General features: G+C 62.3%; 10 protein-coding genes. All 10 read right to left on the reverse strand.

Annotation, left to right across the window (positions count from 1 at the left end; genetic code table 11):
* Positions 1-46: 46 nt before the first annotated feature.
* The 10 genes from recD to lgt all read right to left on the reverse strand — a co-directional run bounded on the left by recD (position 47) and on the right by lgt (position 15,501).
* Positions 47-1,891 (reverse strand): exodeoxyribonuclease V subunit alpha, encoded by a 1,845-nt coding sequence (gene recD, locus ACQUTI_RS15030; protein WP_114508424.1) that lies wholly within the window; start codon positions 1,889-1,891, stop codon positions 47-49.
* Positions 1,888-5,424, reverse strand: a complete 3,537-nt coding sequence (gene recB / locus ACQUTI_RS15035; RefSeq protein WP_122542443.1) for an exodeoxyribonuclease V subunit beta — start codon at positions 5,422-5,424, stop codon at positions 1,888-1,890. Before recB ends, recD begins: the two co-directional genes overlap by 4 nt.
* Positions 5,421-8,306 carry a pitrilysin gene (gene ptrA, locus ACQUTI_RS15040; RefSeq protein WP_053809983.1) on the reverse strand — a complete coding sequence of 962 codons (2,886 nt, stop codon included), beginning with the start codon at positions 8,304-8,306 and terminating at the stop codon, positions 5,421-5,423. Before ptrA ends, recB begins: the two co-directional genes overlap by 4 nt.
* Positions 8,307-8,426: 120 nt before the next feature.
* A complete protein-coding gene (gene recC, locus ACQUTI_RS15045) occupies positions 8,427-11,804 on the reverse strand; it encodes an exodeoxyribonuclease V subunit gamma (protein WP_043520865.1) in 3,378 nt (1,125 codons plus the stop codon).
* Positions 11,805-11,816: 12 nt separating this feature from the next.
* On the reverse strand, positions 11,817-12,140 hold the full coding sequence (locus tag ACQUTI_RS15050; RefSeq protein WP_428923309.1) for a prepilin-type N-terminal cleavage/methylation domain-containing protein: 324 nt from the start codon (positions 12,138-12,140) through the stop codon (positions 11,817-11,819).
* On the reverse strand, positions 12,125-12,532 hold the full coding sequence (locus ACQUTI_RS15055; RefSeq protein WP_428923310.1) for a DUF2509 family protein: 408 nt from the start codon (positions 12,530-12,532) through the stop codon (positions 12,125-12,127). Before ACQUTI_RS15055 ends, ACQUTI_RS15050 begins: the two co-directional genes overlap by 16 nt.
* Positions 12,529-13,086 carry a prepilin peptidase-dependent protein gene (locus tag ACQUTI_RS15060; protein WP_004205448.1) on the reverse strand — a complete coding sequence of 186 codons (558 nt, stop codon included), beginning with the start codon at positions 13,084-13,086 and terminating at the stop codon, positions 12,529-12,531. Before ACQUTI_RS15060 ends, ACQUTI_RS15055 begins: the two co-directional genes overlap by 4 nt.
* Positions 13,083-13,634, reverse strand: a complete 552-nt coding sequence (locus tag ACQUTI_RS15065) for a prepilin peptidase-dependent protein (RefSeq protein WP_043520870.1) — start codon at positions 13,632-13,634, stop codon at positions 13,083-13,085. Before ACQUTI_RS15065 ends, ACQUTI_RS15060 begins: the two co-directional genes overlap by 4 nt.
* Before the next feature lie 190 nt (positions 13,635-13,824).
* Positions 13,825-14,619 carry a thymidylate synthase gene (gene thyA / locus ACQUTI_RS15070; protein ID WP_023319077.1) on the reverse strand — a complete coding sequence of 265 codons (795 nt, stop codon included), beginning with the start codon at positions 14,617-14,619 and terminating at the stop codon, positions 13,825-13,827.
* 6 nt (positions 14,620-14,625) lie between these two features.
* On the reverse strand, positions 14,626-15,501 hold the full coding sequence (lgt, locus tag ACQUTI_RS15075) for a prolipoprotein diacylglyceryl transferase (protein ID WP_004205445.1): 876 nt from the start codon (positions 15,499-15,501) through the stop codon (positions 14,626-14,628).
* Positions 15,502-15,677: the final 176 nt, after the last annotated feature.

Genomic DNA, 15,677 nt, shown 5'->3' on the forward strand with positions numbered 1-15,677 from the left:
GCCCGGGCAACGGCTGCAGCATTTTCCATCGCCCGGACCCGGCGTCTCAGGAGGCTTCACGCCCGGCGAAAATCTCCGCCAGGCCGCTGCGCCGCTCGGTGCGGGTCACAATGGCCTGGGAGAGCACCTGCTCGTCGGCATAGAGCGACAATCGCCGTTTTGCTCGGGTGATCGCGGTATAGACCAGTTCGCGTGTCACCAGAGGAACGCTGCGCGCCGGCAGGATCAGCGCCGCATGGTCGAACTCGGAGCCCTGCGATTTATGCACGGTCATCGCCCAGGCGGTGTCATGCTCCGGCAGGCGGCTCGGCTGCACCGACTTGATGGCGCCGTCGGGCATCAGGAACCATACCCGCAGCTCGCCGTTGCGCTCCAGGGCGATGCCGATATCGCCGTTAAACAGCCCCAGCGCGCTGTCGTTGCGCGCGATCATAATCGGCCGGCCGTCATACCAGCGGGAGTGGCGCGGCAGGGCGATCGCCCGCTGGCGGTTGAGCCGCTGCTCCAGCCGCTCATTGACGCCGCTCACGCCGTACGGCCCTTCCCGCAGCGCGCACAGCAGCTGAAACTCGCTGAAGGCGGCCAGCATGGCCTGCGGTTCCGCCCGCTCGCGGCGCAGCTGCAGGTAGCGCTCATAGCCCTGCTGGGCCGCACCGAGCATGGCTTCGTACTCTTCGGTCGTACTGAGGGGATGAAGCGCGATATCGTCAAACGGCTGGCGCAGCGTGGCCTTCACCTCCGCGCGCGCGCCAGCGTTCACCGCCCGCGCCAGGCTCCCGATGCCGGAGTGACTGCCGAAGCGATAGCTCTTTTGCAGCAGGCACAAGCTGTCTCTCAGCGCGCCAGCGATAGCCCCCTCGCCCGCTGGTACCGGCGAACCGGTCAGCCGGGTCAGCTCCTGCGCCCGCGCGGCGGTGTAGCCCGAGCTCGCCCAGGCGCAGATATCGCCCAGCACCGCCCCCGCTTCTACGGAGGCCAGCTGGTCACGATCGCCGAGGAAGATCACCCGCCCGTGAGCCGGCAGCGCGTCGATGAGCCGCGACATCATCGGCAGGTCGATCATCGAGGCTTCATCCACCACCAGCACGTCGAGATGCAGCGGGTTGCCGGCGTGATAGCGCATGCGCTGGCTGCCTGGCTGGGCGCCCAGCAGACGATGCAGCGTGCTGGCCTCGGTGGGAATCAACGCTTTCTGCGCGTCGGTCAGCGGCAGTTTTCTCAGCGCCGCGCCCAGCGATTCGGTCAGGCGCGCCGCCGCTTTCCCCGTCGGCGCCGCCAGACGAATACGACAGCGCGGACTATCTTCAATCTGGATCAGCGCCGCCAGAAGTTTGGCCACGGTGGTGGTCTTCCCGGTCCCGGGACCGCCGGAGATCACCGAGATGCGGCGGGTCAGCGCCACCGCCGCGGCAACTTTTTGCCAGTCGGTTTCGCCGGTAGCAGGGAACAGGGCATTGAGGGTTGCCGCCAGCCGGGCCTCATCCATCTCCAGCACCCGGTTGGCTTCGTTGAAGAAGCGGGCGACGGTCAGCTCGTTGCGCCACATCCGGTTCAGATAGAGCCGGTCGCCGCATAAAATCATCGGCGCCGGGGCATCGCCGCAGCTCACCGCCGATGAAGCGAGCAGCAGTGCGGGCCAGTCCTCCGGCGCGCCGGCGTCGGCCAGCAGCCGATCGCGGATCTCCCCCGCTTTCCCGCTTAGCGCCTCGTCGCCGCTCAGCCGCGAGAGCGGCAGGCACACGTGCCCCTCTCCGGCATCACGGCTCAGCAAGGCCGCCGCCAGCTTGACCGCCGGCGGGTCGTTTTGCGCCACCATCAGGGCAAACTGGACGTCCAGCGGCCGCAGCAGACGCTGCTCCACCGCCGCCAGCAGTAGTTGATCAAAAGTCATGAGGCCTCCTCCTGAGTTTCTCCGGCAAAAAGCTGATCCAGACCGTCAATCAGCGGTCGCACCGGCCGGGTAGTGAAGATCCCCTGCCCCCCCTCCTGACCGTCCATGCCGCGCAGGAAGAGATAAATCACGCCGCCGAAGTGGCGGTCATAGTCGTAATCGGCCAGCCGGTGGCGCAGATAGCGGTGCAGCGCCAGGCTGTACAGCTGATACTGCAGATCGTAGCGGTGGGCCCGCATCGCCTGCTCCATCGCCGGCCGGGTATAGGCCTCGCGATCTTCCCCCAGCCAGTTGGATTTGTAATCCAGCAGGTAATAGCGGCCTTCGTGGCGGAAGACCAGATCGATAAAACCCTTCAGCATGCCGCGCACCTGGCGGAAATCCAGCGGCGGCGTGTCGGCGGAAAGGGGATCGTACTGGCGGATAAGCGCATCAAGGCGCTCCGCCGTCAGCAGCTGCGCGATGGGCAGGTAAAATGCCATTTCCACCTGTTTATCCCGCGCCGCAAGCTGATTGAGCGCGATATCCGGCCCCGGCAGGCGGGTCTTCAGCACGCCCCCCAGCCAGTCGGTCAGCACCGGCGCCCACTGTGCGTCAAACCCGCTCAGCTGCAGTTTCTCCGCCATCCATCCGTCCGGCACCGGCTGGGTAAAGTCCAGTTCCTCAAACAGACTGTGCAGGAAGGTCCCCGGCGCAGCGCCGCGCGGGAACTGGTGAGGGGTCAGCTGCGGCTCTTCCACCACCTCGCCGACGCCGACGGCATCGATATCCAGACGTGGCAGCAGATCCTGCCCGCTGCTGAAGCCATGCTGCTGCAGACCGGAATAGCTGGTTACCCGCCAGTCATCGGCGATGCGGCGCTGCAGCTCGCGCGCCGACAGCGGGGGGATGCTCGCCGCCGGCGCCTGCCACGGGGTCAGATCCAACTCGCCCGGCCTCTGCAATGCAATATCGCCATGGCAGAAGTCCGCTAAGCGCGCGGCCAGCCCGGCGGCATCCATGGCTTCGCCCGCCTGCAGCAGCCGCCCCAGGGCGCTTAGATGAAAATCGCTGTTGCCGGACTTTCGGCTGCTGAGGGGCGCTACGCCGAGGCTGCAGTGCCAGACCGCGCGGGTCAAGGCGACGTACAGCAGGCGCAGATCTTCCGCCAGCCGCTCCGCCTCCGCCAGTTCGAGGCTGGCCTCATCCTGGCCCAGATCCAGCACCGCCGCGAACGTCTCGCGATCGTGATAGAACGCCTGGTCCTGTTTGCGAAACCGGGCGATAAACGGCAGCCAGACCAGGGGATATTCCAGCCCTTTTGACTTATGAATAGTGACGATTTGCACCAGGTGCTTATCGCTTTCCAGACGCATCTGCTGGCTGGCAGCGTTGCTGTCCGGCTCGGCGATATGCTGCGTCAGCCAGCGTACCAGGGCATGCTCGCTTTCCAGCTGGCTGGCCGCCTCCTGAAGCAGTTCGCTGATGTGCAATATGTCGGTTAAGCGCCGCTCGCCGCCCCGGGTCGCCAGCAGGTTCTCGGCGATATGCCGGGCCGTCATCAGCGCCCGCAGCATCGGCATCACCCCGCGCTGACGCCAGATCTGGCGGTATTCACTGAACTCCTCCACCAGCGCGTCCCACGCCTGCTCATCCTGATTGAGATTTTCAATATCCCGCGCGGTCAGGCCAAACATCGAGGTCGCCAGCGCGCTGCGCAGGGTATTTTCCCGCTCCGGGGACAACACCGCCTGCAGCAGCCAGAGCAGCTCCTGGGCCTCCAGCGTCTCAAAAACGCTGTCGCGGTTGGAGAGGTAGACCGAAGGGATGCCCAGCGTCTGCAGCGCTTCACGCACCTGCGCCGCCTCCAGCCGGTTGCGCACCAGCACGGTAATATCCGAAGCCTGCACCGGGCGCGAGGTTTCCCCACGCCACAGCAGCGCGCGCCCCTGCTGGCCGGCGCTCAGCCAGTCGCGGATCTGCGTGGCGCAGAGCTGCGCCATAAACGTCTGATAATCGCCGGCGCCCACGGTCTCGCCGGACATCAACCAGACGTTCATCGCCGGTACGTCCGCCGCGTCAACGGTAAAGCGCAGCCCCTGGTTCTTCGCCGCCGCCTTCACCGGCAGGAACGGGATCTCGCGAAACATGAAGGGGTTATCGCTGAGGCTGAACAGCCGGTTGACGCTGCCCACCATGCCCGGCGAGGAGCGCCAGTTGGTGTCTAGCGTATAGTGCGCGGCAACGTCGCCGCGCGCTTTCATATAGGTAAAGATATCGGCGCCGCGAAAGGCGTAGATGGCCTGCTTCGGATCGCCGATCAGCAGCAGCGCCGTCTCCGGCTGCTGGCGCCAGATACGGCGGAAAATCCGGTACTGTTGGGGGTCGGTATCCTGAAATTCGTCGATCATCGCCACCGGAAAACGCTGGCGAATGGCGCTAGCCAGCGCCTCGCCGCTGTCGCCGCGCAGCGCCTCGTCAAGCCGGCTGAGCATATCGTCAAACCCCAGCTCGCCGCGGCGGCGCTTTTCGCGCGCGACCGCATCGCGGATCTCGACCATCGCTCTCGCCAGCACCAGATCGGTGAGCGTCAGCGACGAGGCCAGCAGCGATTCTACGGCGCTAAACAGAGGATGTACGGGCGGTTCGCCACCGGCTTTGGTACGCTCAAGCAGAAACGACTGGGCAAATTTTTCCAGCGCGTCGGGTAACTGATAGCTCAACGTCTCTTCCTGCGCCCAGGCGGTCACTTTCTCAAGCCATTTGCCCTGGTTGCCGCGATTGAACTTCCGCCGGTCAAGACCCGAATCTTCAAGCACGCCTTCGATCTCGCCCGCCTGCTCGCGCCACTGCTGCTTGAGCGAGTCAATGCGGTCGATGATTTGCTGATGGCGTTCGGCCAGCGTCTCGTCGGCGGCTGGCGGCGACTTAAGCTGCGGCGCTTCGCCCTGCAGCCAGCGGTCAAGGGACTTCAGCAGATCGCGCGGCCCTTTCCAGACATCGTGGATCACCGCCGCGATATCGCGGGTCAGCGGATAACAGTGACGGCGCCAGAAGTCGGCGCAGGCCTGATAGCGCAGGCGGGATTCATCCTCTATCAGCTGCTGCTCGAACAGCATGCCCGATTCGAAGGCGTTAAGGCTCAGCATCCGCTGGCAAAAACCGTGGATGGTGAACACCGCCGCCTCGTCCATCTGCCGTTCAGCCAGCAGCAATGTCTTTACGGCGTCGTCTTTATCGACGATCTCCGCCAGCAGCGCGCTGTAGAGCGGGTTATCGGATTCACCGCGCATACAGGCGATGCGCAGTTCGTGGATGTTGCTGCGGATACGCCCGCGCAGCTCTTCGGTCGCCGCCTCGGTAAAGGTCACCACCAGCAGTTCTTCAACGCTGATGGCGCGGGGATAGGCGGCCTCGCCGCCCAGCCCCAGCAGCAGCCGCAGATACAGCGCGGCGATGGTAAAGGTTTTTCCGGTGCCCGCAGAGGCTTCTATCAGACGCTCGCCCCTCAAGGGCAAGCGCAGGGGATCCAAAGACTCAGCGGTGTCGGTCATTCATTCTCTCGCATCAGGGGTAAGGATTGCTGCAATGCGCTGACGTTTTCCCACACTTTGCCGCCTGCCGGCTGGGCATAGTCCGCTTTGCCATTCTGGCTACCGGAAATCTGGGACAATATCGTCATGCCCTGCGGTTCCACCACCGTCTGATGGAAGAAGTCAGCAAGTTTTTGCGGCGTCAGCAGTTTAATCTGAGCCACTACTTTATCACGTGAATCAAAACGCATATTACCGCGATCGAAATCTTTGCTCAGTTTCGATGCCTCTTCGCCCAGCGTCTGCGGCGCCTGCATCATCTGGCTTATCACCGCCTGCTGGAGCTGGGCAAACTCTTCCGGCTTCATCGCCCGCAGCTTCGCCTCCGCGGTGGGGAAGAAGGCCTGGAACCGCTGCCAGAGGAAAGCCGGCTGCTTATCGCTACTTTGCAGCAGGAAGCCCATGCCCCACTGACGTCCCACGTTCATCGGGAAGGCAAAGACCGCGTAGCCGAGCTGCTCTTCGGTACGCAGCTGGTTATAGAACCACGGCTGAATAATCTGTCCCAGCAGGGTGCTGGCGGCGGTGCTGCTGAACTCATCCACGTTGGGCGGTGCGAACACCGCGGCCAGCGCAGAGTCGGTGCTGGTGCCCGTTTTGTTGAAGATCGCCAGCTGCTGCCGGTTCACCACTACATCTTTATTGCGGCACCATTCGTTGCCGTCAGCGCCCAGCTGCTGCTGGATCTGGCGAGCCAGCGTCGTGGCGGCATCGGCGGACATATTGCCGATCACCATCAGTTCAGGGCGCCCCTTGGTTTTCAGGTTGGCGCGGTAGTCGAGCACCTCCTGCAAAGTGATGGAAGGCAGCAACGCCCGGCGTACTTCGCGCTGGAAATACGGTACCTGGGAGACCATCTGGATCGGCATTATCGCCTGATCGTAGGCTTTGCCCTTCTCAGCGGAATCCATCATTTGCGCATACCACGATTTGGCCTGCTCCAGCTGCTCCTCGGTCGGCGTATAGCTGAAGTACCCCTGCAGCAGGTCGCTGAACAGCGCCGGCAGGTGCTGGGTGTAGCCGTTGGCATTGACCATTAACCCATTATTGGCGCCGGTGGAGAACGAAATGCCGCCGACCGCCGCCTGGTTACTAAGCTGATCGAGGGCGATGCCGGCGAGATAATCATTGAGGGCAAACATCACCTGCCGGCGAGCGCTGTCCATCGCCTGGGGATTACGCAGCACCAGGGAGATATCCGCCTTCGGTTCGCTGGCGAAATACTGGCTCGGGGCATAAACCACCCGCAGCGTCGGTTCATCGAGGATCAGCTGGGGGTGCGGCCAGGCTTTATCGCTTTTGACGAGGGTGAAATCATCCGGAATATAGGGGTTGAGCACCGGCAGCTGCAGCTTGATGGCCTGCGCTTTTTGCTGCCAGTCAGCGAAGGTCTGCTCGCTAATCTTATCCACCTGATACGGCGCATCGACAAAATAGGCGGTCTTGTTATGCGGTTCCTGCGGGCTGATATACCAGATGCGCGCGTTCTGCGGGGTCATCATCGCCAGCCGGTCTTTGATCGCCTGCGGGTCGTACCGATCGGCAATGTTGACCACGTCCAGCGCATGCTCGACCGGCACCCGGATCATGGTATCCGCCAGCCATTCCACGTAATCCATATCACGGTTGATCGACGGATAGCGGAAATCCAGCGCCAGCACATGCGCCAGCTCGTCAAAGTAACGTTTGTCGACGCCCTGGGTACGCAGGAGGTCGAGGTAGCTGAATATGGCCGCCGTCACTTCGTCGCGGTGCGCCAGGCCTTTATCGGTGAGGGTGGCAGATATCGCCAGCACGCCGCTGTTGCCGTTCACCACCGGGTCAGAATCCGCGCGGATGCCTTCCGCCAGTCCCTGCTTTTGCAGCCAGTCGGAGAGCGTACCCGGACTGCGGTTGCCGATCAGGTAAGTGACCAGCTCATCGGTTTTGCTGCGGAAGCGATCGCTGTTGTTGTCGATGCGAAACTCGACGCGCAGCACTTTACGCGGCATCGCCGGCACATAGTGAATAATGATGCCTTTTTGCGCATCGGTTACCACCGGCACGCTTATTTCCGGCCTGCTGATTTGACGATTCGGCACGCGGCCAAAGGTGTCAGCGGCCATGCGCGCCAGCTCCGGCAACGGCTTGTTGCTGTAGATCACCGCCTTCATCAGATTGGCGGAGTACCAGCTATCGCGGAAGGTATGCAGCGCATCAAGTACCGGGCTGCCGGGCTTATCGCTGAGCGTCTCGAGGTTGCCGCCAGAAAAGTGGGCCGCCGGGTGAGCCGGGTTAATGGTTTCTGCGCTGACCTGGGCCATGCGCATCCCGTCTCGCGTCCGGGCCATGGTTAGCTCGGCGTTGACCGCGTTACGTTCGCGGTCGGCATATTTTTTATCCAGCAGCGGCGCGGCAATGGCATCCGCCAGGCGGTCTACGGCCCCGTCCAGCGCATTATTCTCCACTTCGAGATAGAACGCGGTGCGGTAGGGCGCGGTGCTGGCGTTATGGCTGCCGCCGTGCAGTTTAAGAAACTCTGCCAGACTGTCAGGCTGGGGATATTTTTGTGACCCCATCAGCGTCATATGTTCCAGAAAATGCGCCAGCCCCTGATGATCGGCCGGATCCTGCAGGGATCCCACCGGCACCACCAGCGCCGACAGCGATTTCACCGCCTGCGGATCGGAAACCAGCAGCACGACCATGTCGTTATCAAGACGGATCGCCTGATACTGACGCGTATCTTTTTCGCTTTTGCGGATCGTCTCCTGAACAGGCTGCCATCCGGTGTCGGCCTGACTAAACGGCGCCCAGAGGGCGGCCAGCACAACAAAAATCTTGAACCATAAACTGCGGGGCATTCACGAACCTCATCATTAACAAACTTGCGCTGCACAGCGTGCAGCCTTTTATGTCCATCAGTCCGTGATACGTTGCGCATAATAAATGAACCGCCATTCACTGCGCAATTTTTATACTATTTAAATTTGTGTGGACCGATGGTAACGATATAGCGGTAACAGATAACGCTGCGTCTGGGCAATGATTTCTTCGTAATGCGCCGGCTCCAGCGAACGCCACAGGCGTTGATACCAGATATCGGCCCCCTCCCCGCTGACCACCATGTTACCTTCGTAGGTCTGCAGGAATTTGCTCCGCGCTTTCTGCTGCGTCTCTTCGTCCATTAAAATGACATCCTTTTCGGCGTCATAACAGGCTTTCAGCCAGGCGCCACCGCTTTCCGGCAGCAGCAGCAGCGGCTGCGACATCCCCAGCAAATAGCCATCCACCAGCTCATTCAGGTACGCCTGCGCCTCGGCGGGCGCCAGCGGCGGAAAACGCCACTCTCCCTCTTTACGCACAAACAGCCGGCTCTCGCCGGTACCGCCGCTGGCACAGTAGACAAGGTGTTCCAGCCAAAGTTGCATCCCCTGGGAGACGCTCAGCAGCGAAGGCCGCCAGCGCAGCAGCCCGTCCGGCTGCACCTGCTGCAGCCAGCCGGTCAGATTTACGCCGCCGCACTGGAGATCGATCTCCATGCTCTGCGCCTGCTGGCGCTCGGCCATCACCCGCTCGGCCAGGGCCTGCATCTCCAGTCGCTGCGTCTCCCACACCAGTTCGCCAAAGGCGCCATACGGCAGCTCGCCGGCGGCGCGGAAGCGGCGGAACATGGCCGAGACGTCCTGCTCCTCGATAAGGGTATTAAGCAATTGCTGGTTCAGTTGATAACGGCTCAGCCCTTCCAGGGTGAAGGGCTCGTCATCGGGAATATCATCCTCTTCCGCACGGAAATTGACCCGCAGACGCTGCTGAAAGAACGCGCGAACCGGGTGCTGCCAGAAGCGCAGGAGCTGCTCGAACGGCAGGCTGTCTATCGGCGGCGGGGTAAGCGGTTGAATGAAGTCGCTATGCGCCTCCCCCTGCTGGCCGGCGGCAGCCAGCCATTCCCGGGCGTAGCTCTTATTCTCGTTATCCTGGAAATTAGCGACGTCGAACGGCATGCGGGTATGCAGATGGGTGATGTGGGCTTTAACCCGCGCCTCGCTGGCGTCGCAATCAAGCTCCTCATCGCCGGCGAGACAGTGGCTCTGGCCGACGTAATCCACCAGCTCCTGCACCAGCACCGAGGGAAAGCGCTCGCTGTTGTCCTGGATAGAACGGCCGATGTAGCTGATATACAGCGTCTGTTCGGCGGACATCAGCGCCTCCAGGAACAGGTAGCGGTCATCATCGCGCCGGCTGCGGTCGCCGCGCTGCGGCTTCTGGCTCATTAAATCAAAACCCAGCGGCGGCAGCGTTCGCGGATAAACCCCATCGTTCATCCCCAGCAGGCAAACCACTTTGAAAGGAATAGAGCGCATCGGCATCAGGGTGCAGATATTGACCGGGCCGGCGAGAAAGCGCTGGCTGATCCGTTGCTGATCGAGGCGCTGGGCCAGCTCATCGCGCAGCAGCGTCAACGGCACCTGGTCGCCATACTGCGCCTCCAGACCGCTATCAATCACCGCCAGCCACTGCTGCTCAATCAGCGCCAGCGCCGCTTCGGTCTCGCTGTCCGGCAGGAAAAAGTCATTCAGCAGATCGCGACAGACCGGCAGCCACTCCGCCAGCGGCCGCTGTTGGGCGAGACCGCGTCGCCACAGGTTAAGCTGCATCAGCAGCGATGCGAGGTTACCTACCAGCTCGGCGATCAAACCGCTGGATTCGTCATAGGGCAGCACCGACTGCCATTCGCCCTCCCGGCTGTCCATCGCGTAGCCCAGCAGCATGCGGGTAAGGCCGAACCGCCAGGTGTGCTGGCCGGTCGCCGGCAGGTCCAGCTCACGGACGTTGTCGTCATCCATTCCCCAGCGGACCCCGGACTCGTTGACCCACTGGCGCAGGTAGCGCAGACCCTCTTCATTGATGTTAAAGCGCGCCGCCAGCACCGGCACGTCCAGCAGCGCCAGCACATCTTCGCTGGCGAAGCGGCTGTCGGGCAGCGAGAGCAAAGTGATAAACGCCTGCAGCACCGGGTGCGACTCGCGGGCGCGGCGATCGGAGATCGCCCACGGCAGCCAGCGGTCGCCGCTGGCGGCGCCAAACACCGCCTGTATATAGGGGCTGTAGCTGTCGATATCCGCCACCATGACGATGATATCCCGCGGCGTGAGCGTCGGATCCGCCTCCAGCATCGCCAGCAGCCGATCGTGCAGAACCTCCACTTCACGCTGCGGACTGTGGCAAATATGAATGCTCAGGCTGCGGTCATCCTGCGCCAGCGGACGTTTGTCGCGACTGTGGGCGAAAGCCTCCGCGCTCTGCCCGGCCACCGCCGCGTTGCGCAGTTCCAGGATATCCGACTGTAGATTATGCAACAGGTTATCGGGAACGATATCGACAAAGGCGTCCAGCTCCTCATAGCGCTCCAGCCCCGCCAGCAGGTAGATATAATCGCGCCCCAGTTTGCCCCAGGAGGCGAGCAACGGGTTGCCGACATCCTGCTCCCCGGCGTCATTAAACAACCCCGGCGCCTGCTCGGTGTCGCGAAACAGGGGTAGCGCGCGCGCCTCGCGGTGATGGCGCCGCTGACGCGATAGCAGCTTCGCCAGGAACGCCGGATCTTTAATATCACCCCAGTAATAGCGGCAGGGGTTGGTGAACAGCACATAGACATCGACATGCTTACCCAGCGCCTGCAGCGCCTGAAGATAGACCGGCGGCAGCGCGGAAATTCCACAGATAAAGACGCGCGACGGCAGCCCGGCGGGCGGTTCATCCGCCTTTTCCAGGGCGCTGATAAAGCGCTGATAGAGATTGGCGCGGTGCCACTGCGGCTGCCCCAGCTCGGCGGTATAGCGCACCAGCGCTTTCCACAGCGGCGCCTGCCACTGCTGGGCGTCGCCGAGGCCGTCAACCCGCTGGTCGGCCTCCCAGCGCATCAGCCATTCCGGGCGATAAACCAGATACTGGTCATAGAGGTCCGCTACCCGGGCGGCCAGCTGAAACAGCTTGCGCTTGTCGCCGTCATCGCTCAGATACTGGCGCAGCAGGATAAAATCGTCCTCTTCCAGGTGCTGCGGCAGGAGAGTCATCAGCTTCCAGCTCATGCTCTGCTTGCTGAAGGCGCTTTCGCCAGGGATATCCTTCAGGACGCGCACGAACATATCCCAGATAAAGCTCGCCGGCAGCGGGAACTCGATGTTGGCGGCAATGCCGAAGCGCGAGGCCAGGGTCATCTGCAGCCACTGCGCCATACCGGTACTCTGCACCAGCACCATTTCAGCCTGAAAAGGGTCATCCAGCCGCTGGCGCTCGACGATAAACTCCATCAACGCCTCGAGAACATCCAGCCGGTTTGAGTGGTAAACCCTTAACATAATTGCTCCTGACTACTGGCTGACCGGGCAATGCAGCCGGGTCATCTGCGCCCGCTTTGCAACGGGCATACTGATCGTTACCGTGATGCTGACACATCTTTGCGCCGATGTCTGCATACGGCTTACCTGTCCGCCTGCCGGCGGAAACGGCGCAGAGAGCTGACTATAGCGCCAGGCGTCGCGCCATAGCTGACGCGTCTGGTTCAGCTGGTGGACCCCTTGCGCCATTCCGCGCTGATAGCCGCCCAGCGCGGTGACCGTTAGCACCATCAGCGCCATCGCCAGAACGGTCTCCGGCAGGCTAAAACCCCGCTGGCGCTTCATGGCATTTGACATAGGCTCACCTCCCTGAGCGGGCAAAAATCGCTCCAGCCATGGGCGGAGAAATGCACTTGCCCGCCGCGCACCTCGCCGGACTGCCAGACCTGCACCTCGCCGCTGGCGCTGCTGAGCAGCAGCGAACCGTCGTCGAAGATGCGAAGACAGGCGCGCCAGCCCTGCTGCGCCTGCTCGCGGCAGGTCAGCGGCGCCTGCGCCGACCAGGCCTGCTGTTTTCCCCACTGTAGCGCCGAATGGGCCACCGCCGTATCGTGGATCGCCTGCGTTTCGCTGGCGGTTTGCGCCAGCAGCGCCCGCTGCTGCAGGTTAAGCCCCTCCAGGAGCAGGCTGCCGAGAGTCAGCAACAGGAGCACCATCAACAGCGACGACATTCCACGCTGGCGGATCACAGGTTATACCCCGTCACCCGCTGCTCCACCTCGGCCGCCAGACCCATCTGCCGGGCAGAGCGCGCTGCCAGCGTCACGCTCAGCTCCGGCGCGAAGCCCTCGGTCAGCCGATGCTGCACCGCAAAGCGCGTCACCACGATAGCGGCCGGATTGGTGATTTTCTCCCATCCGCTGCCGCGGCAGTCGCTGGCTCCGCGCAGAGTCTCCAGCGCGCCGTCGCGCAGGCGAAAGCCGGTGCTCTCCGCCGCTGCCGCGGGGGAGGTTTCCCATGTCCCATTGCTGTTCGCGTCCCATCGCACAATCAGGCACTCGCCGTCGGCGGCGAGCTCCAGCCCGGCTCCGCCGCACACTCCCCGGCAGTATCCGGCGCGCTGCAGATGCTTCCCCACGGCATGCACCCGCTGCCACAGTTCATTCTCCAGGGCCAGCTGTTCGCCCTGACGCAGAATATGGCGCTGCAGAGCGGGTAGAAAGCGGCAGGCGCCGATCAGCAGCAGCGAGCCTATCGCCATGGCAATAAGCGCCTCCGCGAGGGAAAATCCGCGGCGGCTCACTGACATCCTCCTGCGCTGTCACTGCGGCATAAACGAATCCGCCCCCAGTGTGAAATCACAATGCTCCAGCTGCCGGCCTCGCTCTGCAGACGCAGATTCCCCGCCCAGGCGGTGCTGCGCAGGCCATAGAATCCCAGGCCAGGGGTGACGCCTGCCAGCGAGATCCCCGGCCAGCGCGGGCGCAGCGTCAAGGGCGCCCCGGAGGCGCACGCCGGCCCCTCCCCCTGGGCACTCAGGCACCATCCCTCTTCATCCTGGCCGACGCGAAGCACGCGGTCCCGGTTGTAGGCGTTGGCGTCATCGCGCAGGAAAACCAGGAAATCCCGCACCTGGACGGCGGTTTGCCACAGTCGTTGCTGCTGCTGCCAGCGCTGCCAGCCATACAGGCCGCCGACGCTGAGGATCATCATTAACGTCAGCGTCACCAGGGTTTCCATCAGGGTATAACCATGTTCTCTGTTCATGGCGCAGAGTATGCCGCGGCGGTTAGCCCTGGCGCGACGACGGAAAATGGCTTTCCCGGCCAGACACGCAAAAAAGGTTTGCATGACCAACAGCAGAACATTTTTTTGCGAGCCTCTTTCCAGCTTTCCCGCCCACCAACGCCTGCGGCCAGCGGGCGGGATGAAGCGTTCCTATCGTAATGGCAACGAGGGTAGCCACCCCTATTCAGGTGGTGAAAACGGCATAAAAAAACCGGCGCCATCGGACGCCGGTTGGTCATATCTGCAGAGGGGGTTAAATCGCCACCGGCGCTTTGATTCCCGGGTGCGGATCGTAACCTTCAATCTCGAAGTCTTCAAAGCGGTAGTCGAAGATCGACGCCGGCTTGCGTTTGATGACCAGCTTCGGCAGCGGACGCGGTTCGCGGCTCAGCTGCAGATTGGTCTGCTCGAGATGGTTGCTGTACAGATGAGTGTCGCCACCGGTCCAGACGAAATCGCCGACCTGCAGATCGCACTGCTGCGCCACCATATGCACCAGCAGCGCGTAGCTGGCGATGTTGAACGGCAGGCCGAGGAATACGTCGCAGGAGCGCTGATACAGCTGGCAGGAGAGCTTGCCGTCAGCGACGTAGAACTGGAAGAAGGCGTGGCACGGCGCCAGGGCCATTTTATCCAGCTCGCCGACGTTCCACGCCGAGACGATGATCCGGCGGGAGTCCGGGTCGTTTTTCAGTTGGTCCATCACCGTGCTGATCTGGTCGATATGACGACCGTCCGGCGCAGGCCAGGAACGCCACTGTTTGCCGTAGACCGGTCCCAGGTCGCCATTTTCATCTGCCCACTCGTCCCAGATGGTGACGTTGTTGTCGTGCAGATAGGCGATGTTGGTGTCGCCCTGCAGGAACCACAGCAGTTCATGGATGATGGAGCGTAAATGACAGCGCTTGGTGGTCACCAGCGGGAAGCCTTCCTGCAGGTTAAAACGCATCTGATGGCCGAAAATAGAGATCGTGCCAGTGCCGGTGCGGTCATTTTTTGGCGTGCCCTCAGCGAGCACTTTCTGCATCAAATCAAGATACTGTTTCATGGTTCCTCAAGAATTCAGTTGCTGCGGACGGTGGCGGTAAGCCCAAACCATCATGATGATACCCGCAAGCACCATCGGGATCGAAAGAATCTGCCCCATGCTGATGTACTGCACCCAGCCGCCGGTGAACTGGGCGTCGGGCTGGCGGAAGAATTCCACGATAATGCGGAACAGGCCGTAGCCAATCAGGAACAGGCCGGAAACGGAACCGGTCGGGCGCGGTTTACGGATAAACAGGTTCAGGATCAGGAACAGCACCACGCCTTCCAGCGCCAGCTCGTACAGCTGCGACGCGTGGCGCGGCAGCGCGCCGTAGGTATCAAACAGCGATTGCCATTCCGGATGGGTCGGCAGCAGCGCCAGATCTTCGGCACGGGAGCCCGGGAAAATCATCGTGTAATGGAAGCTCGGGTCCACGCGGCCCCACAGCTCGCCGTTGATAAAGTTGCCCAGACGCCCGGCGCCAAGGCCAAACGGGATCAGCGGCGCGATAAAATCGGAGACCTGGAAGAAGGTGCGTTTGGTGCGTCTGGCGAAGATAATCATCACCAGGATCACGCCGATCAGGCCGCCGTGGAACGACATGCCGCCGTCCCAGACGCGGAACAGATACAACGGATCGGCAAGAAATACCGGCAGGTTGTAGAACAGCACGTAACCGATACGGCCGCCCAGAAAGACGCCGAGGAAGCCCGCGTAAAGCAGGTTTTCTACTTCATTTTTCGTCCAGCCGCTGCCCGGACGATTCGCCCGACGGGTGGCCAGCCACATCGCAAAGACAAAGCCCACCAGGTACATCAAACCGTACCAGTGGAGGGAGACCGGGCCTAGAGAAAAAATGACCGGATCGAACTCCGGAAAATGCAGGTAGCCACTATTCATCTGTCACCATAAAGACTTGTTATTCCGCCGAAAGTGGACAGCGGTGATGATCCATGCCCGATTAAAACGGGCACGCCGAAGGAGGCGAATCATAGCATAAGCCAGGAGTGCGATCCGCGCCGGCGTGTAAAAGATATGTATACGGATGCTAACAGAAGCCGTTTCACCGGCTGTGC

Source organism: Klebsiella sp. 7-CIP_Kleb. (assembly GCF_050378655.1).
GTDB lineage: Bacteria > Pseudomonadota > Gammaproteobacteria > Enterobacterales > Enterobacteriaceae > Klebsiella > Klebsiella quasipneumoniae.